General features: G+C 61.2%; 22 protein-coding genes. 11 read left to right on the top strand and 11 right to left on the bottom strand.

The annotated features are described in order from the left end of the window. Positions 1 to 359: 359 nt before the first annotated feature. The 6 genes from I9018_RS18430 to I9018_RS18405 all read left to right on the top strand — a co-directional run bounded on the left by I9018_RS18430 (position 360) and on the right by I9018_RS18405 (position 7841). Positions 360 to 749: a hypothetical protein gene (locus I9018_RS18430; RefSeq protein ID WP_241107123.1), complete on the top strand. Its 390-nt coding sequence runs from the start codon at positions 360 to 362 to the stop codon at positions 747 to 749. Continuing rightward, positions 736 to 1965, top strand: a complete 1230-nt coding sequence (locus tag I9018_RS18425) for a retropepsin-like aspartic protease (protein ID WP_241107122.1) — start codon at positions 736 to 738, stop codon at positions 1963 to 1965. Before I9018_RS18430 ends, I9018_RS18425 begins: the two co-directional genes overlap by 14 nt. After that, positions 1922 to 2908 (top strand): tetratricopeptide repeat protein, encoded by a 987-nt coding sequence (locus I9018_RS18420; RefSeq protein ID WP_241107121.1) that lies wholly within the window; start codon positions 1922 to 1924, stop codon positions 2906 to 2908. The genes I9018_RS18425 and I9018_RS18420 overlap by 44 nt, the downstream gene beginning before the upstream one ends. A gap of 63 nt (positions 2909 to 2971) precedes the next feature. Continuing rightward, entirely contained in the window at positions 2972 to 4240 is a 1269-nt protein-coding gene (locus I9018_RS18415; RefSeq protein WP_241107120.1) for an HlyD family efflux transporter periplasmic adaptor subunit, read from the top strand. A gap of 11 nt (positions 4241 to 4251) precedes the next feature. After that, positions 4252 to 6426 (top strand): peptidase domain-containing ABC transporter, encoded by a 2175-nt coding sequence (locus tag I9018_RS18410; protein ID WP_241107119.1) that lies wholly within the window; start codon positions 4252 to 4254, stop codon positions 6424 to 6426. Then, positions 6423 to 7841 (top strand): TolC family protein, encoded by a 1419-nt coding sequence (locus tag I9018_RS18405; protein ID WP_241107118.1) that lies wholly within the window; start codon positions 6423 to 6425, stop codon positions 7839 to 7841. Before I9018_RS18410 ends, I9018_RS18405 begins: the two co-directional genes overlap by 4 nt. A 47-nt stretch (positions 7842 to 7888) precedes the next feature. Here I9018_RS18405 and I9018_RS18400 read toward each other — a convergent pair whose 3' ends face one another. Beyond that, positions 7889 to 8377, bottom strand: coding sequence for a hypothetical protein (locus tag I9018_RS18400; protein ID WP_241107117.1), 489 nt, complete (start codon positions 8375 to 8377; stop codon positions 7889 to 7891). 669 nt (positions 8378 to 9046) lie between these two features. Here I9018_RS18400 and I9018_RS18395 point away from each other — a divergent pair. Continuing rightward, positions 9047 to 9472, top strand: coding sequence for a GNAT family N-acetyltransferase (locus I9018_RS18395; RefSeq protein ID WP_068580598.1), 426 nt, complete (start codon positions 9047 to 9049; stop codon positions 9470 to 9472). 70 nt (positions 9473 to 9542) lie between these two features. On the opposite strand, the gene dmpG is transcribed toward I9018_RS18395, so the two are convergent. The 9 genes from dmpG to I9018_RS18350 form a co-directional block, all read right to left on the bottom strand. Beyond that, positions 9543 to 10577 (bottom strand): 4-hydroxy-2-oxovalerate aldolase, encoded by a 1035-nt coding sequence (dmpG, locus tag I9018_RS18390; protein WP_241107116.1) that lies wholly within the window; start codon positions 10575 to 10577, stop codon positions 9543 to 9545. 11 nt (positions 10578 to 10588) lie between these two features. Continuing rightward, entirely contained in the window at positions 10589 to 11530 is a 942-nt protein-coding gene (locus tag I9018_RS18385) for an acetaldehyde dehydrogenase (acetylating) (protein WP_241107115.1), read from the bottom strand. A 22-nt stretch (positions 11531 to 11552) separates the two neighbouring features. Beyond that, positions 11553 to 12344: a fumarylacetoacetate hydrolase family protein gene (locus I9018_RS18380; RefSeq protein ID WP_241107114.1), complete on the bottom strand. Its 792-nt coding sequence runs from the start codon at positions 12342 to 12344 to the stop codon at positions 11553 to 11555. After that, a complete protein-coding gene (locus tag I9018_RS18375) occupies positions 12341 to 14080 on the bottom strand; it encodes a bifunctional 3-(3-hydroxy-phenyl)propionate/3-hydroxycinnamic acid hydroxylase (RefSeq protein ID WP_068580590.1) in 1740 nt (579 codons plus the stop codon). Before I9018_RS18375 ends, I9018_RS18380 begins: the two co-directional genes overlap by 4 nt. After that, a complete protein-coding gene (locus tag I9018_RS18370) occupies positions 14077 to 15072 on the bottom strand; it encodes a VOC family protein (protein ID WP_241107113.1) in 996 nt (331 codons plus the stop codon). The genes I9018_RS18375 and I9018_RS18370 overlap by 4 nt, the downstream gene beginning before the upstream one ends. 15 nt (positions 15073 to 15087) lie before the next feature. Continuing rightward, the gene (locus tag I9018_RS18365; protein WP_068580586.1) at positions 15088 to 15957 is read right to left on the bottom strand and encodes an alpha/beta fold hydrolase; all 870 of its coding nucleotides are present in this window, start codon (positions 15955 to 15957) and stop codon (positions 15088 to 15090) included. Positions 15958 to 16140: 183 nt separating this feature from the next. Continuing rightward, positions 16141 to 17505 (bottom strand): DUF1329 domain-containing protein, encoded by a 1365-nt coding sequence (locus I9018_RS18360; RefSeq protein ID WP_241107112.1) that lies wholly within the window; start codon positions 17503 to 17505, stop codon positions 16141 to 16143. A 14-nt stretch (positions 17506 to 17519) separates the two neighbouring features. Beyond that, positions 17520 to 19376 (bottom strand): DUF1302 domain-containing protein, encoded by a 1857-nt coding sequence (locus I9018_RS18355; RefSeq protein WP_241107111.1) that lies wholly within the window; start codon positions 19374 to 19376, stop codon positions 17520 to 17522. Between the two features lie 242 nt (positions 19377 to 19618). Further along, a complete protein-coding gene (locus I9018_RS18350) occupies positions 19619 to 20227 on the bottom strand; it encodes a TetR/AcrR family transcriptional regulator (protein ID WP_241107110.1) in 609 nt (202 codons plus the stop codon). A gap of 294 nt (positions 20228 to 20521) precedes the next feature. On the opposite strand from I9018_RS18350, the gene I9018_RS18345 reads away from it, so the two are divergent. From I9018_RS18345 to I9018_RS18335, 3 genes are all read left to right on the top strand, one after another. Next, positions 20522 to 21592 (top strand): amidohydrolase family protein, encoded by a 1071-nt coding sequence (locus tag I9018_RS18345; RefSeq protein ID WP_241107109.1) that lies wholly within the window; start codon positions 20522 to 20524, stop codon positions 21590 to 21592. A 100-nt stretch (positions 21593 to 21692) separates the two neighbouring features. Next, positions 21693 to 22823, top strand: coding sequence for an amidohydrolase family protein (locus I9018_RS18340; RefSeq protein ID WP_241107108.1), 1131 nt, complete (start codon positions 21693 to 21695; stop codon positions 22821 to 22823). Positions 22824 to 22950: 127 nt separating this feature from the next. After that, complete coding sequence (locus I9018_RS18335; RefSeq protein WP_241107107.1) at positions 22951 to 23460, top strand: ProQ/FinO family protein; 510 nt, start codon at positions 22951 to 22953, stop codon at positions 23458 to 23460. Between the two features lie 264 nt (positions 23461 to 23724). On the opposite strand, the gene I9018_RS18330 is transcribed toward I9018_RS18335, so the two are convergent. Next, positions 23725 to 24735: an AraC family transcriptional regulator gene (locus I9018_RS18330; protein ID WP_068580625.1), complete on the bottom strand. Its 1011-nt coding sequence runs from the start codon at positions 24733 to 24735 to the stop codon at positions 23725 to 23727. A gap of 169 nt (positions 24736 to 24904) precedes the next feature. On the opposite strand from I9018_RS18330, the gene I9018_RS18325 reads away from it, so the two are divergent. Continuing rightward, complete coding sequence (locus I9018_RS18325) at positions 24905 to 25747, top strand: SDR family NAD(P)-dependent oxidoreductase (protein ID WP_241107106.1); 843 nt, start codon at positions 24905 to 24907, stop codon at positions 25745 to 25747. The last annotated feature ends 79 nt before the right edge of the window (positions 25748 to 25826 follow it).

Here is a 25826-nt window from a genome sequence, read left to right as displayed (position 1 = left end):
TTATTTCCTCAAAAGGACTTGAGGCGCCCATGTGGGCAAAACCACTGCGATCTGATCAACGGAACGGTCTTTTCGTAATTAAGGAGTTGTAAAGTGCGTGTATTGACTGAAAAAGAGCTGATGCTTGTGTCAGGTGGCCAAACCACGGTTGAGGAAGTCCCTGATCCAATTCCGGGAGAGTTCGACTGGTTGGGTTCGAATGGTGGGTACACTGGGCCTACATGGACTTCGGGTAATACCAGTGTCACTGTTGGGGGATCATCTTCTGGAGGTGATTTGGCCGTTGGTGGCGGCGTTACCATTAAGTTTTAAGTTTAAAAGTGTGCCTTCATTGGCACACTTCCAACGAGACCCTGAAGATGAGAATTGTGACGCTGATCCTGGCTTTACTGTCGTTTGGCAAAGCTGCTTATGGGGCTGACCCTGCTTCGGTGCTGGGGCATGCGTTTGGTTCCTTAGGTTGTGTCGAGTTGGAGGATCCAGATGGCCGGACGACCTGCGAAGCCAGGGCGTTATCCAATGGCAAAGGCTGCTATGGCCTATCCAGCCAGGTCATGCGGGATAAGTGTCTGGATGAAGGGCTGTTTCCTGCCAGCAGTAGAGACATCCCCAAGAAGGTAAAAAAGACAAACCTGGTCAACCCATTGCCACAGACTAAACAAGCATATACAGAGCCGACTCCCTCTCTGTCGGAAGACGAGATAAAAAAGATCGAAGAGTCGCTTGGGTTGAACAATGCCAAAAAATAACATCATCTTGAGTTTGCTTGCGCTGTTATTGTCGGTGCAAGTGGGGGCTGTCGGACTACAGGACGTTCAAGGAAAACTGTATGTCCCGACATCGAACAGGCTCAAGGATCTCGACCTTTCAACGGCAGATGCGAATACACTGCTTTCTGCTGTTTTATCCAGGGCCCAGTATAAGAAAAGTTCTTCGGAGTTAAGCCTTGCTGATTGCCTTTCCATGAGTAATGGTAGCTTGGCACTCGCTTGCAAGTTGATTCTGCTTGGGAACAACCTGAATGCGGGTCGGCTAGACACCTATGCAACGGCGTTGGAGGCGCTAAGCGAGCAAGAACGCAGCCAGGCTCAAAGCTTCATTGCAAGGCTTGATGGTGATGTGGCTAGGAGGATAGGGAACAGGCAAGCCAATAATCCAAAGAATCTAAAAATAGATTTAGTTGCTGAGGCCGGTGATTTTCTCAAGGATTATGCCGAGCCTGTCGTGGATGTTGAAATTAACGGAAATGCCGCAAAGGCGATATTCGATACGGGTGCGAGCGCAACCATTATCAGTGAATCTGATGCCATTCGTTATGGTGTCGAGCAGATTGCAGAGCCAGCTGTAGTCAGCAGTTATTATGGTTCAAAACAGCTCAAGGCCCGTTACGGGGTGATCAGGAAGCTGAATATTTCCGGAGCTGAGTTCTCGAATATCCTGGTTGTAGTAGGTGGGAAGCTCAACCTACTGGGGCTTGATCTTATTTCAAGTTTTGACAATGTCGTTATTGCAAATGAGCATATTGCTTTAAATTTACCGGATTCAGAAATAAAAGCCCTACAGACACAATGTGTGGCCCACGTGTTTTTGGGGAGTACATATTCAAGGCAAACTCAGTTTCTATATTTTCTTACCCAGGTTGATGGCAGGCAGACAGCGGCATCGATTGATACTGGGAATTTCTATTATCTAAGCGGTGGGGTAAATAAACCCGATCCTGCAGAGTTGAGTCAAAAAAACACGATAGTCACTGATGTGAACGGAGCGAAGTCCCAACTTACGATCAATACGATGGCGCGTTTGCAGATAGGTAGCGAATCGAGAAGCGTCACCTATACGGCACTGGCCGAACAACGATACTTGACGCCCCATGTATTGGGATGGGCAGCATTTCAAGACCACGAGCTAATATGGAATACACATGAGTCCAAAGCCTGTATCAAAGATAAGCGCCAAACTAAATAGTCTTGCAGTAGTTGTTTGTTCTTTTTTGTATCTAACGACCTGCCATGCGGCGACTATAGAGGAGGCGCGTGCGGCTTATACGCGAGATGACTATATGCAAGCCTTTTCCCTGGCTTCAGATCTGGCCAGGAAAAATAATGATCCTGATGCCAGGAATATGCTGGCAGGCTTGCTCTTTACCGGGAAAGGGCCATCGAAAGACATTAACGCTGCAATGAAAATATGGACAGATCTGGCCCGGCAAGACTACGCGGCGGCACAGGCAACACTGGGGGGCTTGTATCTGGACGGTACAGCTCTTGGCGCAAGCGACTATGAAAAAGCCAAATATTATCTAGAGCTGTCGGCGGCACATGATGATCCGACATCTATTTATAACCTTGGTTTTATGCATGAGTCGGGATTGGGTGTCCCGCAATCGATTTCCCAAGCCATTGGATATTACGAAAAGTCGGCACAGCTGAACTATGCCAAGGCACTGTTTCGCTTAGGTTCCTTGAATGCCAATCACTTGATCCCAAACGGCAGTCCGGAATCAGCTTGCCAGTATTACGAGAAAGCAGCGAAGGCAGGGCTTGGTGAAGGCGCATTCCTAACTGGGAAATGTCTCGCTACTGGTGTGGGCATGCCCAAGAACCTGCCCCTGGCGACCCAATGGTACACACAGGCTGCAATGCTCGATGTACCGCAGGCCCAGGCGAACCTGGGCTATATCTTCGAAAAGGGACTCGGTCAGGCGGTCAATCTGCCCGAAGCCTACAAGTGGTATTGGTTGGCCAGTTCACGAGTTCCGGAAGCGGCCAAGCGTCTTGGTGTGATTGAGCAAGAGGCGCCCAGCATCGGCCACTCTGCCAATGAACAGGTGAAAACGGCTTGGCGTCAGGAAATACAAAACTTCATCAAGGAAGACAACAACCGGCGCGGGCTGCTTATAAATAAATAAGCAACACATGGATCGCTAGCTGATTGGCCAACCACCATCGGGTTTCGATGTCTGGAGTAATTTGTGGGTGACAGGCTTTTTCGCAGTGCCGCTACCGAAGCGCAGCGTGTCAAGTGGCTGGGTGAGATCGTGCTGATTCGCCCCATGTCATTTTTCTTTCTAACGCTGTTTGCCTTGCTGATGCTAGGGGTGGTTGGAGGCTTCTTCATCTGGGGCTCCTACACCAAGCGCAGTACGGTCAGTGGCCAGTTGGTACCGGCAGGTGGGCAGATAAAAGTTCGTACTCCGCAGACGGGCGTCGTCTTGGAAAAGTACGTCACTGAAGGGCAGGCCGTGGTGATGGGTGATCCTTTGCTGAGTATCTCGAGTGAGCGCTATGGCTCCACTGCAGACCCGGTGCAGGCGCGTGTCAGCTATCAGCTCAAGCAACGTCGCGAGTCACTGGATGATGAACTGCACAAAACCCAACAGTTGCACCAGGCTGAGCGCGACAGCCTGTCCAGCAAGGTATCGACCCTGCGTGAGGAGCTCGCCAACCTCGCTACGCAGTTGACCAGCCAGCGCGAGAGGGTGGCCCTGGCAGACGACGCGTCCCGTCGATACCAGGGGCTGATGCACAAGGGCTATATCTCCATGGATCAGTTCCAACAGCGCCAAGCCGAGCTGCTGGGACAGCGCCAGGCGTTGCAAGGCCTGGACCGCGAACGCACGTCAGTCACACAGCAACTCACCGAGCGACGCAACGAGCTGGCAGGTCTTGAGACACGACAGGGCAATGAACTGTCATCCATACGCCGGCATATTCTGGAGGTCGAGCAGGAGTTGGCGGAAAGCGAGGCAAAACGTACGTTGCTGATCACCGCATCAGGAAGCGGAATGGCCACTGCGGTGCTGGCCGAAGTCGGACAGACCGTGGACCCTTCCCGAACTTTGTTGAGCATCATTCCCGCTGGTTCCCAACTTCAGGCCGAGCTCTATGCGCCAAGCAAAGCAGTGGGCTTCATCAAGCCTGGAGATGCGGTATTGATTCGCTATCAGGCCTATCCCTACCAGAAGTTTGGCCAGTATCCGGCTCGGGTACTGTCCATCTCACGCACCGCCGTGCCCTCCGCGGACCTGGCCAACATGGTGGGTGAGGTACCGGGCCTGTCGCACAATGGAGAACAGCTCTATCGCCTGCGTGTGCAGCTTGATCAGCAGGTCGTCATGGCCTATGGCGAACCACAACCCTTGCAAAGCGGGATGCTGCTCGATGCGGACATCCTGCAGGAGCGCCGGCATCTCTATGAGTGGGTGCTGGAACCTCTTTACAGCCTGACCGGCAAACTCTAGGAAACGCTCCCATGACCTTTCTTGACGCCATAGCCTTGCGTCCAGGGCGGCGCTTGCCGTTGATCCTGCAGACCGAAGCCACTGAATGCGGTCTGGTTTGCCTGGCGATGATTGCCGGTTATCACGGTCATCGGGTCGACATGCTGGACTTGCGTCGTCGATACAGCGTGTCCCTCAAGGGGATTGCGCTCAAGCAACTCATCAGCAATGCCCGGCAACTGCAGTTAGGGGCTCGCGCCATCACACTGGATGTCAATGCGCTCGACCAGCTCAAGTTGCCATGCATCCTGCATTGGAACTTCAACCATTTCGTCGTGCTCAAGTCCATCGACCGACAAGGCGTGACGGTGCATGACCCGGCTCGAGGGTTGCGTCGGGTCAGTCATGAGGGGCTTTCCGAGAGTTTTACCGGCATCGCCTTGGAGTTGTGGCCGGATACCGGGTTCGAGCAGCAAGAGAGCAAGCCCCGCATCAAGCTTATGGACATGATGGGGCGAATCAGTGGCCTGTATCGTTCGTTGCTGCAAGTACTGTTGCTGGCACTGACGCTCGAGGCCTTTTCCCTGGTCAGTCCGTTCCTGCTGCAATGGACTATCGACAATGTCATTGTCAGTGCCGACCACGACCTGCTCAGTACGCTGATATTGGGCTTTGCCTTGCTATTGCTGATGCAGCAAGCCGTCAGTGGCGTGCGTACCTGGGTCATGATGCATTTGAGCACGCTGCTTGCCGTGCAGTGGCGAGCGAACGTCTTCAGTCATCTGCTGCGCTTGCCCATCCACTATTTCGAGAAGCGCTACTTGGGCGATGTGATGTCGCGCTTTGGTGCCGTGGACACCATCCAACAGACACTCACCGCCGCGTTTCTATCGGCAATTCTTGACGGGTTGGTATCCGTCATAACCCTGGCGATGATGTTGCTTTACAGCCCAACACTGGCGGCTATCGCCATTGTCACCATGGTCCTCTACACGCTGGGGCGTTGCCTTTGGTACCGGCCGCTGCGTAATGCGAGCGAAGAACAAATCATTCATGCGGCACGCCAGCAAAGCCATTTTTTGGAGACCGTTCGTGGCATTCGCCCGTTAAAGCTGTTTCAGCGTCAGGAGGAGCGTCGATCGGCATGGCTGGGGCTGTTGGTGGAGCAGATCAACGCCGGCTTGCGCACGCAGAAGTTGCGCCTGCTGTACCAGCAGTTGAATGGGGTGTTGTTCGGTATTGAGAACCTGCTAGTTATCTGGCTTGGGGCAAGCATGGTGATGAACGGTCAATTCAGCGTTGGCTTGTTGATTGCGTTCATTGCCTACAAAACGCAGTTTGATGCTCGGGTCGGCAACTTGATCGACAAGTTTTTCGAGCTGCGCATGTTACAGCTGCAAGGTGAGAGGTTGGCCGATATCGTCCTGCATCCGCCAGAAGAAACCCAATGCCGGGTCGATCCAGAACGTCTCGTGGAGGGCGAGGCGGGCATCGAGATTCAAGGGCTGCACTATCGTTATGCCGAGCATGAACCCTGGGTGCTGGAAGACCTCGACCTGAGGATCGGGGCAGGTGAGTCTGTGGCAATCGTCGGGCCGTCCGGCTGCGGTAAAAGCACGTTGATGAATGTCATGCTCGGCATCTTGCCCGTCACCCAGGGCCAGGTCCGCATCGCCGGTATCGAGCTGGAGCAACTGGGTGTTGACGGCCTGCGGCAACTGGTTGGAGCGGTGACCCAGGACGATGTGCTGTTTGCTGGGTCGTTGCGTGACAACATCAGCTTTTTCGATCTCGACGTGGACCAGGCCTGGTTATTCGAGTGTGCCCGGGTCGCATCGATTCATAGCGATATCCAAGCCATGCCGATGGGCTACAACACCTTGGTGGGGGATATGGGGACGGTGCTTTCCGGCGGGCAGAAGCAGCGAGTCCTGCTGGCCCGGGCGTTGTACAAAAGGCCGCGAATCTTGCTCCTCGATGAAGCCACCAGTCACCTGGACATTGCCTGCGAGCAACGAGTGAACCAGGCCATTCAAGGGTTGCGCATTACCCGCATCATGGTTGCCCACCGCCCTGAGACCATTGCTTCGGCGGATCGCGTCATCCGGCTCCTGGCTGGCAGGGTGAGCGATAAGGCGCCTGGGCGGTTGGAGAGCGAGGTGGTCCCTGAGCGATTTGCACCCGCAGTAAAGCAGGACATGGCATGAAGTGGCTGCTGCACGGCCTGGTATTGAGTGTGGCAGGCAGTTCATTGACGGCGTGGGCTCTAGAGCCTGATGTCTTTGGGACTACCCGTAGTGTTTCCCGGCAAGCGGTCCACGATGACACGCGTGGCGAGTTGTCCTGCACCTTCGGCCATGTGCCTGAACGGCTGACGCTGGAACAAGCGGTCGAGCGGGTCCTTTGCAACGATCCCCGGACGCGCCTGAGCTGGGTCAATGCCAAGGCTCAGGCTGCGCAGGTGGGGCTTAGCCAATCGGCTTACCTGCCACGCCTGAATGGCCGTCTGGACAGTACCCGGGGCAACGGCCGGGTCGATTTTGACGAGCCACACTTGCGCTCCGGGGATGGGAATCGGCGGCGTAACAGTGCCGGCATCGAGCTGAGTTGGGTACTGGTGGACTTCGGTCGGCGCGGTGCCGCTTTAAACCAGGCCCGGCAGTTGCTCCTGGCCGCCAATGCCACTCAAGACGCCACACTGCAGGACACTTTTGTCCAGGCCGCCCAAGCCTATTACGACGCTCTGTCAGCGCAACGTAGCCTGGCAGCCTCAATCCAGGTGGCCGAACTGGCGGCTAGAAACCTCGAAGCCGCAGACGCCAAGTACAAAGCAGGGGCTGCTGCACTCTCTGATCGTCTGCAGGCACAAACGGCGTTTTCCCAGGCCAACCTGCGACAGATCCGCGACCGTGGAGCCTTGCAGAATGCCTTGGGCATCCTTGCCCTGCGCATGGGCCTGTCAGCGCAAACCCCTCTGCAACTGGCCGGGGACCTGACGCCGCTGCCCAACACCCAGTTTGTAAAGGCCGTCGATGAGCTGCTGGTCCAGGCTCGCCAGGAGCATCCTGCAATACTCGCGGCGCAGGCAAGGCTCAATGCAGCCCAGGCCGCCGTCGATGAGCGGCGCGCAGCCAGTCTTCCGACCCTGGCACTGACCGCCGACCTGGCATACGCAAGCAGTCAACAATCCCGGATATTCAATGGCGATGAGCGGGAGCGAAATCGCAGCATCGGTTTGCAACTGAGCATCCCCCTGTTCGAGGGGTTCGGCAGTGTCTATCAGATCCGCCATGCACAAGCCCGCGTCGAAGCCGGACAGGCGGAATTGGCCGAGGTGGAGCGGCAGGTCGCATTGGACCTCTGGACCAGCTATCAGGCATTGAATACCGAGACCCAGAGCCTGCAGCGTACCGACGAGTTGGTGGAGCAGTCGCGTCAATCACTGGAGGTGGTCCAGGGGCGTTATCACTCCGGGGTAGGTAGCATGATCGAGTTGATGAACGCCTTGACCTCATATGCCAGCGCGCAGGAGCAGCATATTCAGGGCCTGAGCCATTGGCAGACGTTGCGCTTGAGGCTGGCTGCCAACCTGGGGCGCCTGGGTTTCTGGACCCTGCAGTAGCTTCCCGCCAGTGGAGCCCCGGGATTTACTGGGGCAGGCCGTGCTCGTCATGCCCAGGGGCTCGATGTGCAGGGAGGGCGAGCTTCGAGCAATGGCAAGGTGGCGGCGCTGGCCGTCCCTCGAGCGGGCAGGTACAGGGGATGGACATGCTTCTTGAGCCGGGTCAGGAGTAGCCCCGACAGCAGCATCCCGGCACCGATCGCGGCGGATATCAGCTCCAGTTCGAGGTTGGATCGCGTGGCCAGCACATAAGGCGCCAGGGCGACCATAAAGATCGAAAGCAGAGCGTTGATCAGCATGAAGGTGAACAACAGAGTCACCAGTGGTCGCTGGCTCGACAGCCCGCGCAGGCTCTGTTGCAACTGCGCGATCAGGGGGTGGCGTTGGTCCAGAGGCTGGAGAGAGCGGGAGGCAACGCCGAGCGTGCAGCACAGCAGGAGGGTGGCGCTTGCGACAAAGGTCAGTGTGTCTGTGCCGAACAGCAGCGGTAGCCCAAGCAGGTCGAAGCCGACTGCACCCAGGACCGGCCCCAGCATGAGTGAGCTGCCGCGAAAGATTTGCTGGACCGCATTGACGTTCAGTAATGCTGATGAGCGGTATCAGGGAGGCCGAGGCGGTGTAGCGAAACTCATTGGCGCAGGCCAGGCACAAGGCCAGGCCTGCCGCTGGGAAAATACCTAACAGGCCGTGCCGATACAGGAGAAGGGAAAACAGCAGGCTGACACAGGAAAGGCCGTCGGCCGCGACCAGGATCCGTTTTTTATCGTAGCGATCGCTGGCCAGGCCCGCGATGGGGGCAAACAGGAGGACGGCAAGCGGGGTGATGATTCCTAGCAGGGTCATTGCCTGGTAGGAACCCGTGAGATGGAAGACCCACACGGCAATCCCGAAGCTGGTCAGGCTTGAGCCCAGGCTGTTCATGCCGAGTACGCAGACAAACAGGACGGGGGAGAGAAGGGGCGATACCTGCAGGCGTGACCCCCGAGGGGCTATGACCTGCTGTGAAGCGGCTCGAAGAAAAATATAGGGCGCGGTCATTCGATTTCTTTATATCCTCGATGTGTTATCCGCGGTGGCTTGAGTTCCCTGGGGCCGACTATCAGGCGCATGGGCGCCAGTCGCGGCGCTGTGGGCCAGGTCCGGCTTGGCATCGAGCCGATGTGCGGACTTTTCCAGGTCAATATGAGCATCCAAAAGGACAAGCGATGGCGATTCGTATAGAGATGATGGTCGATCCGGGGGAGGCGGAGCGCGCTGCGATCCTCAAGCCCTTGCGCGCCCACAACCGCGCCAAGGCGGGCGACCCGAAGACCGAGGCGATCGCGCTGCTGGTGCGTGACGAGCAGACCGGCGAAATCCTCGGTGGGCTGTCGGCGGAGATCTTCTATCGCTGGTTGTACATCGAGTTGCTGGCGATCCCCGAGCAGACCAGGGGACAAGGCACCGGCTCGCGCCTGCTGCACATGGCCGAAGACCTGGCCCGGGAGAAGGGCTGTGTCGGGATCTGGCTCGATACCTTCGATTTCCAGGCGCCGGCTTTCTACGCGCAACATGGCTTTAGCCAGTTTGGCCAGCTCGATGGTTTCCCTCCTGGCCATCAGCGCCTGTTCCTGCACAAACGCCTGGACTGACCCTTGGCTGGGTAGCCAGGGGCGCCCGACACTCGAGTGCTTGAGCAGCGGGTATCGGGCGATCCCTGTCTCAGGTGGGCAGCACTTCGAGCTTGAGCAGATCCAGGGCGACGTCGACGATCATGTCTTCCTGGCCGCCGACCATGCGCCGCTTGCCCAGCTCCACCAGGATGTCGAGGGTCTTGAGGCCGTATTTGCCAGCGGCTATTTCCGCATGGCGCAGGAAGCTTGAGTACACGCCGGCATATCCAAGGCCGAGGGTTTCGCGGTCGACCCGCACCGGGCGATCCTGCAAGGGGCGGACGATGTCGTCGGCCGCGTCCATCAGGGTGTAGAGATCGGTGCCGTGATTCCAGCCCGCGCGCTCGGCCGCGGCGATGAAGACTTCCAACGGCGCGTTGCCCGCGCCCGCGCCCATGCCCGCGAGGCTGGCGTCGATGCGATCGCAGCCTTCTTCCACCGCGACCATGGAGTTGGCCACCCCGAGGCTGAGGTTGTGGTGGGCATGCATGCCGGTCTGGGTTCGTGGGTCCAGGACTGCCTTGAATGCCCGCATGCGCTCGCGGATATCGTTCATGTTCATCGCGCCGCCGGAGTCGGCCATGTAGATGCATTGCGCGCCGTAGCTCTCCATCAGCTTGGCCTGTTGCGCCAACCCTTCGGGCGTCTGCATATGGCTCATCATCAGAAAGCCCACGGCTTCCATGCCCAGCTCCCGGGCATATTCGAGGTGCTGCCTGGACACATCCGCCTCGGTGCAGTGGGTGGCCACGCGGACGATCCGCGCACCAGCCTCATAGGCGTTCTTCAAGTCGTGGACGGTGCCGATGCCGGGCAGCAACAGCGTGGCGATCTTGGCGTGGCGCAGCTCGCTGGCCACGGCCTCGATGTATTCGAGATCGCCGTGGCGGCCGAAGCCATAGTTGAAGGACGAGCCCTGCAGGCCGTCGCCATGGGCCACTTCGATGGAGTCCACCCTGGCCCGGTCCAGGGCCCGGGCAATGGCCCGCACCGAGTCCAGGGAGTACTGGTGGCGGATCGCATGGCTACCGTCGCGCAGGGTGACGTCGGAGATGTAGAGCTTCTTGCCTGGATCGAAAGTCATGTACTCGCTCCTCAGCCGTTGAGCATCGATTGGGCCATGCGCTCGGCCGTGGCCAGCGCGGCGGAGGTCATGATGTCGAGGTTGCCGGCATAGGCCGGCAGGTAATGGGCAGCGCCTTCGACTTCGAGGAACACCGAGGTCTTGAGCCCACTGAACTGGCCATGGCCGGGAATGTTCAGTGGGGCGGATGGCGCGATGAGGTCGAACTGCACCCTCTGCTTGAGCCGGTAGCCGGGCACGTAGGCCTGCACGGCGGCGGCCATCTGCTCGATGCTGGCTTCGATGCGGGTTTGGTCGGCTTCCTCGGACAGCACGAACACCGTATCGCGCATCACCATCGGTGGTTCGGCGGGGTTCATGATGATGATCGCCTTGCCCTTGGCTGCGCCGCCGATCTCCTCGATGGCCTTGCTGGTGGTTTCGGTGAACTCGTCGATGTTGGCGCGGGTACCGGGGCCCGCGGACTTGCTGGCGATGGAGGCAATGATCTCGGCGTAATGCACCTTGGCGACCCGCGACACCGCCGCGACCATCGGGATGGTGGCCTGGCCGCCGCAGGTGACCATGTTGACGTTGCTCGCCTGCAAGTGCTGCTCCAGGTTGACCACCGGCACGCAGTACGGGCCGATGGCCGCAGGGGTCAGGTCGATCAGGCGGATGCCTGGCTTGAGCCCACGCAGAAAACCGGCATTGCGCACATGGGCGCTGGCGCTGGTGGCATCGAAAACGAAGTCGATCTCGTTGAACACCGGCAGGCGGCTCAGCCCCTCGATGCCCCCATGGGTCGTGGCCACCCCCAGCCGCTGGGCACGGGCCAGGCCGTCGGAGGCCGGGTCGATGCCGACCATGGCGGCCATTTCCAGGTGTTGTGCATTACGCATCAGCTTGATCATCAGGTCGGTGCCGATATTGCCGGAACCGACGATGGCGACTTTGAGTTTCTTGGTAGTCATTCTGATTCTCCAGGCGTGCGGCTCAGTAGAAATGGCAGCCGACTTCGCCCAGGCGAGTCAGGCGCAGATGCAGGTGATCGCCCGGGACGACTGGGGTCATGGGGCCTAGCGCACCCGAGAGCAGCACATCGCCGGCCAGCAATGGACGGCCGGACTCGGCCATGGTGCGGGCCAACCACAGGCAGGCATCCAGTGGATTGCCCAGGCAAGCGGCGCCGACCCCAATGGCGGCCTGGCTGCGATTCTTCTCCAGCAACATGCCTTCCAGGCGCAGGTCCAGCGCCGACAGTCGGGTGGCTTGCTTGCCCAGTACGTAGAGGGCGGATGAGGCGTTGTCCGCCACGGTGTCGGCCAGGGTGATCCGCCAATCGACGATGGCGGAATCGACGATCTCGATGGCCGGCAGCAGGTACTCCACAGCGTTCATCAACTCGGCCAGCGTGGTGTCGGCATGGGGCAGGTCGCGCCCGAGGACGAAGGCGATTTCCCCTTCGGCCTTGGGCTGGATCAGTTGGCGGCAGTCGATGCCCGCGCCGTCGCTGATCTCCATGTCGGCGAACAGCATGCCGAAGTCCGGCTGATCGACGCCCAACTGCTGTTGCACCGCGGTGGAGGTCAAGCCGATCTTGCGTCCGACCAGTCGCCGGCCCTGGCCCAGGGCGCGCCGGGTGTTGATTTCCTGCACCGCGTAGGCCTCGGCCAGGGTGGTGATGCCCAAGCTCTCCGAGATGGGTTGGCAGGGCTCGCGCCGTTGTCGCGCCTGGGACAATGTCGCGGCCGCCTGGTCGAGGTTGTTCAAGGTGTCGTGGCTCATGCGCTTTTCCTCAGGGTGGCAACAGGGGGCTGTGCGCTGACCAGGTTCGGTTGCCAGCCCAGCTGGCGCCGGAGTTCGGCCAGTGCGGCGTTCAGTTGCGTGGCGGGTACCAGGGCGAAGACGAACTTGTCCGGGCGCACCACCGCCACCAGGTCACGACCGTGTCCGGCACGCTTGAACCAACGCACCAGTTCCTCATCGGGCTCCTCGACCTCGGTCAAGTCGGCCGGACTGAAGCGCTGCACGTCCATGCCCTGGGGACGCCCGCCAAAGGGGTAGAGCGTGACGTAGCGGGTATCCAGCGCCGCCAGCAACTGCTGGGACTCGGCCGATAGCGCCACGCGCGGATTGTTCTCCAGGCCCAGCAGGGAGAAGCCTTCGCCCAGAATTTCGTCGAGGGGCACGCGCTTGCCTTTGAAGGTGCGGACCTGCGGCTGGGGCATCAGCTTCCCGGCGACCCCGCGCCAACCATCCCTGGGCAACCCCAGGTAGGAGCCGGGCTTGTAGGTCGGGGTAGGCTTGAAGCCGCCCTCGCGCAGCCACTTGCCCAGTACCGGCGTGACATTCAGGGCCCGGACTGCAAAGTTGCGCAGCGCCGTCTTGAACGGATTGGACATGGACACGAAGTCCTTCATCCGCACCGAGATGTCGATCATTGCCTTGGCATGGTGGTAGCGCTCGCTGCCGTAGGTGTCGAGCAGCTTGTCGGCAGCCTTGCCGCGTAGCACCGCCTCCAGCTTCCACGCCAGGTTGTAGGCGTCGCGCACCCCGGAGCTCATGCCCTGGCCCATGAACTGCGGGGTCATGTGCGCGGCATCGCCTGCCAGCAATACGCGACCCTTGCGCCACTCGCGCGCGACCAGGGCGTTGAAGGTGTAGACCAGCTTGCGCTTGACCTCGAACTGGTCCGGGTTCACGTACCGGCTCAGCAGCTTGCGCACGGTGGCCGGGTCCTCCATGTACTCCTTGGTCTGGCCGGGCATCAGCATGAATTCGAAGCGATGGAAGCGCCCGGGCTGCGGACAGCTGACCACCGGGGAGTCGGGGTCGCAGATGAAGTTGAAGTAGGGGATGTGGCGCAGCGCATCTTCCCCTTCCTTCATTTCCAGGTCGACCACCAGCCAGGGCTCGGGGAAGTTCTTGCCGTCCATGCCGATGCCCAGTTGTTCGCGCACGGTGCTGCGACCGCCATCCGCGCCCACCAGGTAGCGTGCCTTGAGGGTGACCGGTGCCAGGTCGACGTCCAGCTCGATACGGCTGGCGTCGCCATCGCCGAAGCGACAGTTCTGGGTGGCCTGGTGGGTGAGGGTGACCAGCGCGCCGTCCTGCTTGAAGTCCACCAGTTCGCGACCGCGTTCGACCCTTACCGTCGGGTGATTGGCCAGCAGGTCGCTGAGCTTGGTTTCCAGCCAGGGCTGGTAGAGGAAGTTGATCACCGGCCAACCGAAGCTGCGCTTGAGCTGCCAGTAGCGGCCGATCACGCGTCCATCGGGGAAAGTCCATTGGGCCGGGGTATCGATCTGCATATCGCTGGCCAGGTCCTTGGCTACCCCCGCGGCCTGCATCACACGCATGCACTCATCGTCGGTGTAGACCGCGCGAGCATTGCCGTAGAACACCGGCTCACGCTCCAGCACCAGCACCGAGAGGCCGCGCTTGCCGAGCAAATGGGCCAGGGTAGCGCCGGTTGGACCGAGGCCAGCGATGACGACGTCGAAGATTTCAGTAGTGTTCATGGCTGTTCCTGCAGTGGGGAATACTCGGCGTGGCGCAGGGAGCGCAGGCCTTGGCCGAAATTGCCCAGGTTGGTCTTCAGCTTGTTCCAGGTCCCTGGCTTCTGCGGCTTGTGGCCCCACAGACTGATGCCCTTGTAGGTGGTGACCTGCCAATCGGCCTCGTCGACTTCCAGGGCGTTCCAGCCCAGCTCCAGCTCGAAACCCGAAGGCGTGAGGACGTAGAACGACTGCTCGCGGTCGTTGGGGTGCTCGCCGATTTCGTGGGCCATCTCGAAGCCCAGCTTGCGGCAACGCAGGAAGGCATCGGTCAGGCCGGCGACCGAGGTGGTCAGAAGGTTCATGTGCTGGGCCTTGGTGCGGATCGGGTCGAGCGCCAGGCCCCGTACCTGGGCGATGGCGATCGAGTGATGGCGCGGGTTGACGCGAAAGAACTCGATGTCCAGCGTTACGCCTGCCAGGTGCTCGACGACGCTATCGCTCTGCCGGGCATCGAATATTTCCTGCCAGAAGCGGCGCATGTCCTTGCCGCGACGACTGGTGATCGCCAGGTGGCCCATGCCGGACTCACCGGTAATGAAGCCTTCGCTGAGCATGCTCAGGGGCTCCTGGCTGGTCAGTGGCTCGACGAACAGCTCGATGGCCATGCGCTTGGGGCCAAGCACTCGCCAGAAGCGCACCACACCGCGTTCTGCCGCCTGGGCCGCAGTGCTTTCGTGGATGGCGATACCGCGGGCCCTCAGGCGCTGCAGCACGATGTGCAGGGTGTCCTGGTCGTTCAGTTGCCAGCCGATGGCCGCGAAGTCTTCCGCCGGGCCGCGCTGGACGATGATGCGCCGTTGGTGCTGGTCCATGCGAAACGCCAGGAGCTGGCTGTCCGCATGTTCAAGGTGCAGGCCGATGCCGCCTTGCAGCAGCGCCTGCCAGCGGTCCAGCTGGTTCGACTCGATGACCGCATAACCCATGCTGCTGGCGCCGAAGATGTCCTGTTTCATAGGGATTCCTTGTCTTCAGGCCGGGGTATGGCAGGCGAGGAAGCTGGCGGTGACGGCGTTGAATTCGCTGGCGCGTTCCCACTGCACCCAGTGCCCGGTCTTGCTGAACAGGTACAGGTCGCAGTTGGGCATGCGCTTGCACAAGGTCTGGCCGCCACTGGGACGATTGACCTTGTCCTCCGTGCCCCACAGCACCAGGGTCGGGACCTGGCAACGGTCGAGCCGCGGATCGCGGGTCAGGTCCATGCGCACTGCGGCCTTCAGGCCTGTAGGGCGGCGCAGGGGCGGTGCGGCGACCACTTCAGGGTCGGTGCTGGCGCGATAGCGCTCGGCGATCATGGCGTCGGTCACCAGGCTGCTGTCGTAGACGAGGTCTTCGCGGATGAAGCGGGTGATCTTCTCCAGCGTCGGGCCCGCGCCGTTGTAGTAGTCGAGCAGGTGGTTCAGCCCCTTGGTGGGCAGGCTACGGGTGGTGTTGATGCCGCCCGGGCCCATCAGCACCAGGGCCGAGACCCGGGTTGGTGCTTCCAGGGCCATGCGCAGGGCGCAGGAGCCGCCGAGGGAGTTGCCGGCCAGGTGCGCAGACTTGATCTGCAATGCGTCGAGCAGGCCGAGCATGCTCTGGGCCAGGTCGCCGAAGCAGTCGCTGCGGTCCAGGCCCTTGGTCGATTGCCCGTAGCCCGGCATGTCTACCACCAGCACGCGAAACTGCTTGGCCAGTGCTTCGATATTGCGCGAGTAATTGGACATTCCGGAGGCGCCCGCTCCGCCGCCGTGCAGCATGAGCAGGGGATGGCCCTGGCCCACCTCGCTGAGGAAGATTTGCCGCCGGCCAACCCTGACGTGGCGGGATGTAAGACCTGGAATGGCTGCGATGTCGTTCATGTGCTCTCCAGAAAGGCCTGATTGTTTTGTCCTGTTAAATCTATATTTGCTCATAAATGAACACAAGTGTTCATTTAGTGGTTGTGGTGATCTTTCGCAGGACGCGAGCATGGCGTCCTGCGCAAGCCGCCTGGTCATGCGGCGAGGATCTGGGGGCGTCCCCTTGGGCCTAGAAGGCTGGAATCAACGAATGCCTTCGTTGCGCAGGGCCGCCGGGGTGTACTCGGAGGACAGCGAGGAGAAGCCGAATTCGATCGGTTCCTTTTCCTCGTTGCGCATGCCGGAGACGATGTAGCGGCCATTGATCAGGTCGTACAGGACCTCGACGCCGAGCCAGGGCACCTGCACGTCGTACAACGGAGTCAGGTGGCCTTCGGCGGTGCGCCACAGCATGCCGTGGGAGTCGTAGTGATCGGCCAGGACGATCTGCCAGGAGTCCTCGTCAATGAAGAACACCCGCTTGGCGTAGATATGCCGCTCGCCCTGCTTGAGGGTGCCCTCGACCTGCCAGACGCGGTGCAACTCATAGCGGGTGTGGGCCGGGTTCAGGTGGCCGGCCTGGACGATGTCGCTGTACTTGAGCTTCGGCGAGTCCAGCTTGAAGCTGTTGTAGGGGATATAGATCTCGCGCTTGCCCACCAGCTTCCAGTCGTAGCGGTCGGGTGCGCCGTTGTACATGTCCAGGTTATCGGACACCCGCTGCCCCTCGGAAGCCGGGTAGGGGCCGTCGTAGGAAATTTGCGGCGCGCGCCGCACCCGCCGCTGTCCGGCGTTGTAGATCCAGGCCATGCGGGGGTCCTTCACCTGGTTCAGGGTCTCGTGCACCAGCACCACATCCCCGGCCTGGCGTGCTGGCGCGGTGATCAACTGCTTGTAGTAGAACAGCACGTTGCCCGGATCGGCCGGATTGAAGTCCTTGATCCGGTCGCGAAAGGTGAACTGTTGCTTGAAGTACACCGGCACGAAGGTGCCGCTGGCCAAGGGAGTGGCCTGCACGTGGGTGCGCTTGGCGCTGCCGCCGCGGTAGCGGGTGATGTGGTTCCACAGCACTTGCAGGCCGTCCTGCGGGATCGGGAAGGGAATGGACGTGGCGAACTCGGACAGGCCGTTGCCGCCTTCGACCAGCCTGGTCTTGGTCGCATTGTCCTTGGCGTCCCGGTAGACCGCATCGGGCAGGCTGGCCGTGCGATGGCTGGGGTAGACCGGTATCCGGTAGGTGGCATAGCGCTTGAGCATCGCCTGCTGGCCCGGGCTCAGCTTGTCCTGGTACTGGGCCATGTTTTGCGCGGTGATGGTGAACAGCGGCTGTTCATTGGCGAAGGGGTCGCTGAGGAAGCCTTCGCGGCTGAGGGTTCCCGCGCTCTTGGGCAGGCCACCGGTCCAGGCCGGGATGCTGCCATCGGCGTTGCCCTGCATTTGCGCACCAGTGGGGGTCAGGCTGGAGCCCAGCTGTTGGGCCTGCTCGGGACTGACCGCCGCCAGGGCGGGCAGGGTGCTGAAACTGCAGGCAAGGGCGAGTGAGCAGGCAGAGAGTATTTTGTTATTCATCTTGGTAACTCCACTTAGAACGATACGGCGAAACTCAGGGCGGCATAGTCGCGATCGGTCATCGCGTTGTAGTTGCCGCCAAAGAAGTCGGTGTAGGTGAGGCTGGCGGTGTAGGTATTGAGGTAGACGGCGTCCAGGCCCAGGCTGATGGCCTTGGCGCCTTCGTTGAAGCCAGGCTCCGGCCCGTAGCCCTTGACGTCGTGGGACCAGGCCAGGCTGGGCTTGAGATCGACACCGTCGAACACGTTGCTGTATTCCCAGATCGCCCGCGCCCGATAGCCCCAGGAGGTGCTGGTGGTGTAGCCGTCATTCGTGCAGTACTGCGGGGTCTTGGTGTTGATCTGGCGGGTGCAGATGCTGTTGTCGGCCAGCTCGCCCATGCCGAAGGTGGGATTGCGCCCATAGCGCAGTCCGCTGCCCCCCATGCCGCTGACGTGGGTCACCCCGACCTCGCCGATCAGGGTCAGGCGGTCGGCCCCCATGACCTGGTCGAAGAAGTGCGTGGCGCTGACCTGGGCCTGGGTCAGCTCCTTGCGCTGGTAACCCTTGATCGAGCTGCTGTTGGCAATGGGTAGGTAACCCGAGGACAGCACTGGTGACGCGCTGGGGTCGCCGAAGGTGGCGGCGATGATGTCGGCCGAGTTGATCTGGATCGGCATGTTCGGCCGGTAGCTGAGCTCGCCGGAGAGAATGGTGCCGGTGGGCAAGCTGGTGCTGAAGCTCAGGCCGTACAGCTGGATATCTTCCGGGTAGTCGGCGAGGTACTGCGAGGTACCCAGCCTGTAGGCCTGGGCCGCCGCTTGGCCCAGGGGACTGCCAAGGAGCGCATTGCACACGGCCGGATTGCCGATACCGAGGTTGGCGCAGATCGGGCCGGCGAAGCCCCGGTCGGCCATATGCGGGCTGGTGACGCCGCTGATGTAGGCCATGCGGCTGTGGTAGTTCATGAAGTAGGCGGCGAACTCGCTGTTCAGCTCCGGGGCGAACCAGCGCAGTGCAGCGCCCCATTGCCCATCGTTGCGCGGATCGTTGTCGTGCCCCCGTGGCACGCGGATGCCCTCACTGGTCAGGTCGATGCCCAAAGGCGACAACGCAGCCTGGGCCAGGGCGTTCTGATTCAGCGCGGGGCCGGCGGTCAGGCCGGTGCAACCGTCGGGCAGCGCATCGTTGACGGCGAAGAACGTGCCGCAGTTGTCGATCACGCTCTGGTCCCAGGCCAGCTGGTAGAACAGCTCGGTGCTCAGGTTGTCCGTGAGGTTCTGCGACAGATAGAACATGTTGACCGGGATCAGGCCTTCCTTGATCTCGGAGCCAGGGCGGCGCAACGCGGCGAAATCCACCGGGTTGATGCTGTTGATGCCGCCCTGGATGAAGGTGCTTTCGCCCCAGTTCACCACCTGCTTGCCCAGGCGCACGGTGCCCGGCAGGTCGCCGATGGTGTAGCTGTGATAGACGAAGGCATCGAGCAATTGCACGCCGCTGGATTGGGCGCCGGGCTTGCGCCCGTGGTCGTCGATATCCTTGAACGGGCGGCTCTCGTCCTTGAGCTCGAAGTCGTACCAGTACTTGCCGCGCAGGAACACGCCGGTATCGCCATGGCTGAGCTGCAGGTCGTGGATGCCCTTGAAGAGCTTGGAGAAGGTCTCGCCCTTCTTGAAGTTGCGCCGGCCGTCGTCGGTGATGCTGCTGCCCAGCAGATCGGGGTCCGGGTTGCGCAGCGCCCAGCTGGCGCCGACGGAGAGGGTGGAATCCAGCTGGCCATCGATTTCGCCGATGGCAAAGCTCACGGCCCGGGCTTGGGCGCAAGCCAGGGTTGCAAGGCTGACGACACTGGCGAGCCGGATTGCCCGCCATAGGGGGTGCTTGAGCATCTTCACTACCTCTTGTTGTTCTTGTTGTGCGACGCAGGCTCTTTTTGCGGGACGAGCCGACCCGTACAGGTCATCGAGGGTTCGATGAAGTCCGTATTCGTGGGCGTGATGGATTTGCCCCCGGTACCGGCGGGCGGCTGATCAGCAGGCGGAGCCGATTGGCCTAACCTGTTCGTTCACTTTTTTTAAGGCAATAAGCGCCTCCTGCGCATCTCGTGGTGCGCGTTGCAGAACCCGGTTGATCAGTCGTCCAGAGGGGGGAGCTCCGGGAGTGGGGCGGTGGCGAATGCCCGGGCTTCGTCTGCCGGAACGCCCAGGGCGCGCAGTACGAACTCGGCGGTATCGGCACCGGCATCGCGCCAGGTCTTGTGTCCTTGCAGGACGAGGCTGATGGCCAGCAATACCGAACCGGCGGCCACGCCAATGACCGACAAGAGCTGGTCCTGGCGGAAGCTGTAGCGCTGGCAGGCAAGCCCTTCGAGGATGTCCCTTACGGGTGGGCCATCCCACAAGGCTTGCAGCGAGGCATGGGAGGCTGCGTAGCGCACCAGGAAGCTGCCCCAGTGGCGTTCCTCATGGGCCCGGCGGATGTAGAAGCGAATGCCGTTGGAGAGGCGTTGCGCCGGGTCCAGCCCGGGGGCTGCGCTCCTGCCAACGCGTTCGTTCATCTCGGAGGCCAGTTCGGTGGCGACCGTTTCGAACAGCGAGTCGATGGAGTCGAGGTTCTTGTACACCGTATTGCGCGCCAGCCCGGCTTTCTGGGCCAGTTCGCTGACGTTGATGTCAGCAAGCTCTTTCTGGGCGAAGAGCTGCAGGGCCGCTTCATGGATACGCTTTTGAATGATGCTCACGGATTCAGGCCTTCGCAACGTTGAATGCTCGCTAGTGAACACTGCTGTTCACGTTAAATCAACTGACAGGCCGCCTATTTTTTTCCGGGATGTGCTTTAAAAAACCGGATTAATAAATTTATTCGATATTTTTCAAAAAGTTATAGATTTTTTTAGAATGGGGTAGGCGAATAAAGTGCCTCTCCCTGGTGAATCATTCTTGACCTTAATGAACAGTGGTGATCATTATTAAGCGGTTGTGTTAGTGGTGAGTCGCCGGTCGACTCTAACTCCATGTTCGCCAAGGTAACCCTCATGGCTATCCAGCAAGGGCGCATAGACGTCCATCACCATGTCATTCCCCCTGCCTTCGTCGCCACCATGCAAGCCAAGGGCATCCAGAAGGTCGCCGGGGCCCTGCTGCCCAAGTGGACGCCGGAGAAATCCATTGCCGTGATGGACGCCAACGGTATTCAAACGGCGATTGCCTCGCTCTCCGCTCCGGGCGTGCACTTCGGTGATGGCCCGGCCCAGGCCGTCGACCTGGCCAGGCGTTGCAATGAGTTCTGCGCGGGGATGATGGCCCGTTACCCGGGCCGGTTCGGTTTCTTCGCGGTGCTGCCCATGCCGTTCACGGCACACGCCTGCAGCGAAGCCATCTACGCCCTGGAGGTGCTCAAGGCCGATGGGGTGGTGCTGCTGGGCAGTACCGACGGCCACTTCCTGGGCGACCCGCTGTTCGATGAGTTGATGAGCGAGCTGGATCGCCGTCGGGCGGTGGTTTTTGTGCACCCCAACCTGCATGCGACCAGCATCGACATCGCCCTGGACATGCCGGGTTTTCTCATCGAGTTTCTCTGTGACACCACCCGCGCCGCCGTCAACCTGATCCTCACCGGAACCCAGGAGAAGTACCCCCATACCCGCTGGATCCTGGCCCATGCCGGTGGCTTCCTGCCGTTCGTGGCCGGGCGCTTGAGCGCGGTGGATCTCGGCGATCTGCAGCGCCATGTGCCCCAAGGCGTGCAGCACTACATCGAGCGCTTCTACTTCGATACCGCACTGTCGCCGTCACGCTATTCCATGGTGGCCTTGAAGGAGCTGGTGGACCCTTCGCACATCCTGTTCGGCAGCGACTTTCCGTTTGCCCCAGCCCCGGCCACGGCCCTGCAGTGCAGCACCCTGGATACCTGCGACGTATTTGCCGAGCCGACCCGATACGGCATTGCCCGGGGCCATGCGCTCGAGCTGTTCCCCCAGTACCGCCGGCCCGACGAGGTCGTCACGGCCAGTCCCATCTTCAAGGACGAGTCCATGGCAGGGCGGCTGCGACGGGCTATGACCAGGCCGATGTCTGCCCTCGCCGAGTCCATGCGGGATCGTTGATTTCCAGGGTTTACCTATAAGTACATGAGGTGGTCATGAAAGGTTTTACAGGGGTCGTGGGTGCTGGCGCGCTCGTGGGGACAGGGAGTTCGCAGCGGACATGAACAGCACATCACAGAGTCATTTGCTGGGGTGCCTCGGTGCTGCTGCTGGCGAGGCGCTCGTCACTGGTGATGCACGCTTGGGCACCATCGACATTCACCGCCATACCCGGTCTCCGGCCTTGCGCGGCCTGCTTGCCCGTCACAACACCCGGTCGCTGGCCGGGCTGGAGCTACCCGATGGGTCGCCCGAGTCATTCATGGCGTCCATGGAGGAGGAGGGTGTGCAGACGGCCATCACCTCTGAAGTACTGCCTGGCATCCAGCTGGCCGCAACTGAACTGGCAGCCTTTTCCCGCGGCAGCAACGAGTTCTCCCGGGCCCTGGCCGAGCGCCACAAGGGGCGGATCGGGTTCTTCGCGCACCTGCCATTGCCCTACACCGAACTGGCCTGCGCCGAAGCCATCCACGCGCTGGATATCTTGCAGGCCGATGGCGTGGTGCTGATGGCCAGCAACGAGGGGAAGTTCCTCGGCGATCCGCTGTTCGAGGAACTGATGCACGAGCTCAACCAGCGCAGTGCGATCGTTTTCGTCCACCCCAATGTGCCGGCCAAGGATGCTCTGGGCCTGGGCACGCCACTGAGCGTGGTCGAATACCCTTGCGACGTTACGCGAGCGGCGCTGAACCTGATCCTGTCGGGCACCATGGAGCGCTTCCACAGGATCCGCTGGATTCTCGCGCATGCCGGGGGCTTCCTGCCCTATGTCGCCTGGCGGGCATCGGTGGCGAACACCATGATCGAGTACGGGGACACCGCGCCCCAGGGCGTGCTGACCTACTTGAGGCGCTTCTACCTGGATACCGCCACATCGGTATCGCGTCCGGCCATGGCCACGTTGCGCGAGTTGTTCGAGCCCGATCGATTGCTGTTCGGCACCGACACACCCTTCGCCTCGGGTGCCCGCAGTGGGGCACAGATCGACGAGTTGGTCGCTTCTGGCTTCTGGAGCGCGGCCGAGGCTGCTGGTGTCCGGCGTGGCCATGCCCTGGGGTTGTTCCCCAGCTACAAGCAGCCAGGTGAGCGTATTCCGGCATTACCCCTTTTTACGCAGGAGTCGCTCCTTGCCGGGGCCAGGCGGCAGGTGCTTTCGCCACTGCGGGCGGTGGCCCAGAAGCTCAGGGAATGAGGGCTGAACCCTCAAGGCCAGCCACCGCTCGCCGTGCTGTTGTGATTTCGTTGCTTGATTAGGCTGCTCCAAACGACTGCTTGGGGTAACCTTGCGCCACGAATCAACCATGAAGCTGAAATGAACGATGGGTTTTGAGCAACTAGCTGAGCTACGTGACCGCCTGCGGGCTGAACAACAGCAGGTAAAAACTGATAGCGCCAAACAGGGCAAGCGCAAGCCCCCTGCGCAACCCAAGCCTCGCGAGCAAGACCCGGCGGTGGAGGCGATCTGGCGATTGCAGAAGCACTTCCCCTTGGCCTTCCCGGTCAATCCGGCGCCCAAGGTTCCGCTCAAGGAAGGCATTTTCAAGGATGCCGAGCAGCACCTGGAGCTGCTAGGGCTGACCAGCGAGCAGCTCAAGCTGGGTATCGCCACCTGGTGCAAGGGCAGCCGTTACTGGGCCAGCATGACCCAGGATGCACCACGGCTCGACCTGAATGGCCAGGCTGCAGGCATCGTGACCGCCTCGCAGGCACTGCATGCCAGGCAGCAGGCTTCACGCCAGCGTGGGCAGGCGCGACGCAAGCAGTCCAAGCCCAAGGAGCGTCCCCAGGGGCAGGGGAGCGAGGGCGCCACGGAACAAGTTGTGGGCTGAAGCCGCTCTTGGCCTCGTTCCCATGGCCACGGCATTGACCTGTCGGCACGCTGCCCGCAATGGGCAGCGTGCCGACTGCTGGTGCATGGGCCAAGGATGAAAGTGCTCGATAGCCGGTGAGCGCTGTATCGGTACGTCCATGAGTCGCTGGGTATTTCACCCACCCCGGACCTGTCTTTCATACCTGGCCTGTGTCGTCAGGCGAAGGGCCCTGGCCAAGGCGCGAAGGCTTGGCCTGCCTTGAGCCAAGGGCCGGCGCTCTGGCTAGGGGCTTTGGTTCTGCCTGGCTTCGAGCGGCGTCTGCCCACTCCACTCCTTGAATGCCCGGGTGAAGGCGCTGTGCTCCGAATACCCGAGGAGCATGGCGATATCCACGATCTGCAGGCGTGGGTCGCGCAGGTACGACAAGGCCAGTTCATGGCGGACCAGGTTCAGCTCGCCACGAAAGGTGGTACCGGTCTCTTGCAGGCGCCGCTGCAGAGTGCGTGGGGAGAGACTGAGCCGGGCCCCGATTCGCTCGATGCTTGGCTCACCCTCGTGCAGTTCCCTGGAGATACTCCTGCGTACCTGCTCCACCATCTCATCCTGTTGTGGCAGCTGCGCCAGGAGCCGATCCGCATGCTGTTCCAGCAAAGTGATCAGCGCCGGGTCAGGGCTTTTCAGCGGCATCGCCAGCACATCCGGGGCAAAGCGCATCACCGCTTGCGCCTGGCCAAAACGTACCGGGCAGGCAAAGAACTCCTCATAAGGGCCAGGGTCGGTCGGGCCCAGGTGGTTGAAGTCGATCTGGATCGGATCGACCACGCCAACGACCAGATCGCGGCAGAACTGCACCATCGCCACGATCCCCGTTTCATTGACCAAGGGGCCGGGCTGGTACTCGCTGGTGTCCCAGACGATTTCCACCCAGCCCTGTCCTTCACGGCGGTACATCGGCAGGACATCGAACACCAGGCGCAGGTAGCGTTCCAGGCGCATCAGGGCCGCCTCGAGGTTATTGCAGGCCAGGAGCACCGAGCCCAGCACTCCAAAGTGTCGAGGGCTGATCGTCCGGCCCAGGTGGATGCCCAGCAGCGGATCGCCCAACTGCTGCGCAGCCGTCGCCAGCAAGTGTTCCCAATGCTCGACGTCGATGCCTCCAGCGCCGTTCGGGTCGGGCTGCGGCCAAGGTTCTGCGAGCACTGAAACCGGATCGTGTCCGTGGGCTTTCAGGTAGTCGTAAAGCAGTTGCACATAGGTTTCGGGAACTACGCGCCGGTGCAGGGGCTGGCTCATGCGAGCTCTCAATTGTTGTTTGGCGCAAAGTGTCAAACCGTGCGACGGGTAGCGTCAAGCCGTTCTTTCGGGAGTGGTCAAGAATGCCCCAATGCGCTGCCACCAGCGCCATTCGATCCCGAACCAATCCTTGCCTCACCCCTCCCCGAGACTTGCTGAAGGTGCTGCCATGAACAACTACGACCTCAAAGGCCGCGTGATCGCCATAACCGGCGCCACTGGAGGGCTGGGCAGAGCGACGGCCCAGGCGCTGCGGGGCAGGGGGGCCAAACTGGCCTTGCTGGACCTGGACCTTGAGGGGCTGGATCAACAGGCCGCTGCCTTGGGTCAACCCGATGAGGTGGCGGGCTGGGTCGCCAACGTGCGCTCGCTGGATAGCCTGGAGACGGCCCTGGCGGCCGCTGCGCAGCACTTCGGCGGGATCGACGTGGTGGTGGCGGCCGCCGGCGTGGCCACCCAGGAAAGCGTGGAGTCCATGAGCCCGGAGGTTTTCGAGCGGACCATCGATATCAACCTCAACGGCGTGTGGCGGACCTTTCGCGCGGCGCTGCCCCATGTGAAGAGGCGCCAGGGCTATCTACTTGCCGTCTCGTCCATGGCCGCCTTCGTCCACTCGCCGCTGAACGCCCATTACTGCGCCAGCAAGGCTGGCGTCTGGGCCATGTGCGACAGCATTCGCCTGGAGTTGGCGCAGTTTCGGGTAGGGGTCGGCTCTCTTCACCCGACGTTCTTCATGACGCCCATGATGGATGCCGCGCTCCAGGGGCCTTGCAGTGCGCTGGTCTGGAACAACCACCAGGGGCTCTGGAAATTCGTGGCGCTGGAGCAGGTGGTCGCGGCCCTGGTCGATTGCATCGAGCGCCGGCGCGACACGGTCACCGTGCCGGGTAGCAACAGCCTGGTGGCCAAGGCCCCCGGACTGCTACGGCGGATTATCGAGCGCATTGGCTTCGACACTGACCGCGTCGCCAAGGCTGTTAGAGAACAGGCCAATCCCCAGGAGGCAGGCTAACCCCTACACGTGCCTGCTGCTTCGCAGCCCATTGTGTTGTTGGCGTGAACTGATAAGCGGCCCGGCGGATAGCGTCAAG

The organism is Pseudomonas sp. MPFS (assembly GCF_022537035.1).
Classification (GTDB): domain Bacteria; phylum Pseudomonadota; class Gammaproteobacteria; order Pseudomonadales; family Pseudomonadaceae; genus Aquipseudomonas; species Aquipseudomonas sessilinigenes.
Note: the sequence above shows the minus strand (reverse complement) of the source record. Positions and strands in the feature narration are given on the sequence as shown.